The organism is Flavonifractor sp. An306 (assembly GCF_002159455.1).
Classification (GTDB): domain Bacteria; phylum Bacillota; class Clostridia; order Oscillospirales; family Oscillospiraceae; genus Flavonifractor.
Genome location: NZ_NFIQ01000165.1, coordinates 1 through 2256, shown reverse-complemented (window position 1 = coordinate 2256; position 2256 = coordinate 1). Strand labels below are relative to the sequence as shown.

Annotated in this window: 4 protein-coding genes; 2 read left to right on the top strand and 2 right to left on the bottom strand. The window is 53.0% G+C overall.

Going from position 1 to position 2256, the window contains the following annotated elements; all coding sequences use genetic code 11:
- Positions 1-192, top strand: a 192-nt coding sequence (locus B5F88_RS19180; RefSeq protein ID WP_140402210.1) for a TnpV protein, incomplete at its 5' end; no start/stop codon positions are given.
- Between the two features lie 13 nt (positions 193-205).
- A complete protein-coding gene (locus tag B5F88_RS19175) occupies positions 206-481 on the top strand; it encodes a DUF6809 family protein (RefSeq protein WP_087937019.1) in 276 nt (91 codons plus the stop codon).
- Between the two features lie 66 nt (positions 482-547).
- Here the strand turns inward: B5F88_RS19175 and B5F88_RS19170 are convergent, their stop codons facing one another.
- Positions 548-1576, bottom strand: coding sequence for a virulence RhuM family protein (locus B5F88_RS19170; RefSeq protein WP_087937018.1), 1029 nt, complete (start codon positions 1574-1576; stop codon positions 548-550).
- Positions 1573-2256, bottom strand: a 684-nt coding sequence (locus B5F88_RS19165) for a hypothetical protein (RefSeq protein WP_087937017.1), incomplete at its 5' end; no start/stop codon positions are given. The genes B5F88_RS19165 and B5F88_RS19170, both read right to left, overlap by 4 nt.

Genomic DNA, 2256 nt, shown 5'->3' with positions numbered 1-2256 from the left:
CTGTTTCCCCATTTGGAGGAAATCGACACCGCCTGCCGGGAGCGGCTGGAAATTATCGAAAAAGCCATGATGCAGCAAGAGGGCGTCACAGAAGCCCTGAAATCTGCCGACCAGATGGCATGGGTGCGCTCCATGAACTCCATCCACAACAGGGCCGAGGAAATCGTCCTGGCGGAGTTGGTCTACTGTTGAGGGAGGGAACGCAATGATTTTGGAAGCCATGTATAACGGGGAGTTTTATCCCTGTGAAACCGTTGTTCCCACATCCCCGGGATACCGCAAGGCGATCCAAACCTGTGCGGCGTTGATGGAGCAGTTATCCCAGCGGCTCAGCAAAGAGGACTATGCTCTGGTGGAGGAACTCCGGGCGCAGAACGCTATCGCTCAGTGCGAGGAAAGTGAGAGCCATTTCAAGTATGGCTTTTCGGCGGGGCTGATTGTCCAGCAGGAGGCCCATGAACAGCTGCAAAACAAGAAATAAGCGATGAACGAAAAAGCCCACGCAACCGGAAAGAGAACCGGTGGCGTGGGCTTTCTGCGTATATGGTTATTCTGTCAGATCATCCGAAGTTTCCGCAACCAGCCGGTCAAAGTCGCTCTGATAGGTCCGATCCTGCAATACCCGGAACTTTTCAAACTCTTTCTCGGCAAAGGCTTTGGCAATGGCGGCGGTCACCTTACCCTTATCATACAGAATATCTTCCTCGTTGAACTGTAAAAATGCGTCAAGCCGCTTGACCCAATCGGCCATATACATGACATTTCCCCGGCGGGCCTGCCGTTCCGCATAGTCCAGGTACATGGTGACAATCTCGTTCAGGTTACGCATTTCTGTTTCATCCAGATAGTTTTTTGCGACGGTGACATCCGATTTGCGGATGCGGCCTTTGGGGGCGTTTTTCCATGTGGTCAGCCCCATGTTGGGCTTGGTACTGTCGGCACGGCCATATATGATCTCGGCGGCGGTATGATGGGTGACCGCATAGTGGAGCTTGTTCTGCACTGTGGCGAAAAACTCCTTTGTAATGGGGCTTTCCACATCGTAGTCGGCGCTGCACTGGCAATAGATGTCCGTGATTTTCTGGTAAAATCTTCTCTCGCTGGCCCGGATGTCCCGGATGCGCTCCAGCTGTTCCTCGAAATAATCCTTGCCGAAAAAGTTCTCCGGCTCCCGCAGCCGTGCGTCATCCATCACATAGCCTTTGATGATGAACTCTTTTAACACCCGGTTCGCCCAAATGCGGAACATGGTCGCTTTCTTGGAGTTCACACGATACCCCACAGCGATAATGGCGTCCAGATTGTAATAGTTGGTCTGATACCGTTTTCCGTCCGCCGCAGTTGTTTCCATTTTGGAAACAACTGAATCCTCGCTCAGTTCGCCGGATTCAAAAATGTTTTTCAGATGCTTGGAAATGGCCGCTTTCTGCACCTCGAACAGCTCTGCCATTTTTGCCTGCGTCAGCCAGAGGTTTTCCTGAAAGAGCAGGATTTCCACCCGCACCTCTCCATTTTCGGTCTTATAAAAGAGGATTTCTCTGGTTTCATACGGGGTCAGCCCCTGTTCCTCGCTCATTCCTCGCCACCTCCATCTGTCCGGTTCTTTCCCCGGCTCTTGTAGACATTATACTGGTTCTTGCACCGTGGGCTGCAAAAGGCGGCGTTGGACCGGCTGCCTAGGAACACCTTCTGGCAGTGCTTGCACAGGCGCAGGGGCTGGTCACCGTCCACCAGCATGAAGCTGAACATCATCTGGATACCCAGCAGCAGCGAATGGAAATCCCAATAGATGGTGGGCTTATCCAGCAGCTCGATGTGGTAACTGGGGGCAATCCCGCCGAACGCAGCCATGGCCTTGCGATATAGCCCCCGTGCGTCCTCGTCAATGGAATCATAGTCATTGTAGTACAAAATGGCGGTTGTCAGCGTAAAGGCCCAGTCCTTGAACTGCTGGGCAACCCAGTCATAGGGTTCTGCATATTCCCGCTGGAAGCTCATGTTTTTCGCCATCGGCTCGTCCATGAAGGTCATGGTCAGGGCAACCATCGTCCGGTCACCGGACACATTCCACGTGGATTCTATGCCTTTCTTCACCAAGTCCAGCTGGTCAAAAGGATAAAACAGGGACAGGTATTTGTCTGTCGCCATGGATTCTTCCTTAATGAAGTGGTTTTTGGGCAGGTATACCGCCTCATAGTCCATAAAGGACGGCGTGGTGGGCAGGGCGGTCATCAGCCCCAGCAGGCCGTACCGGGT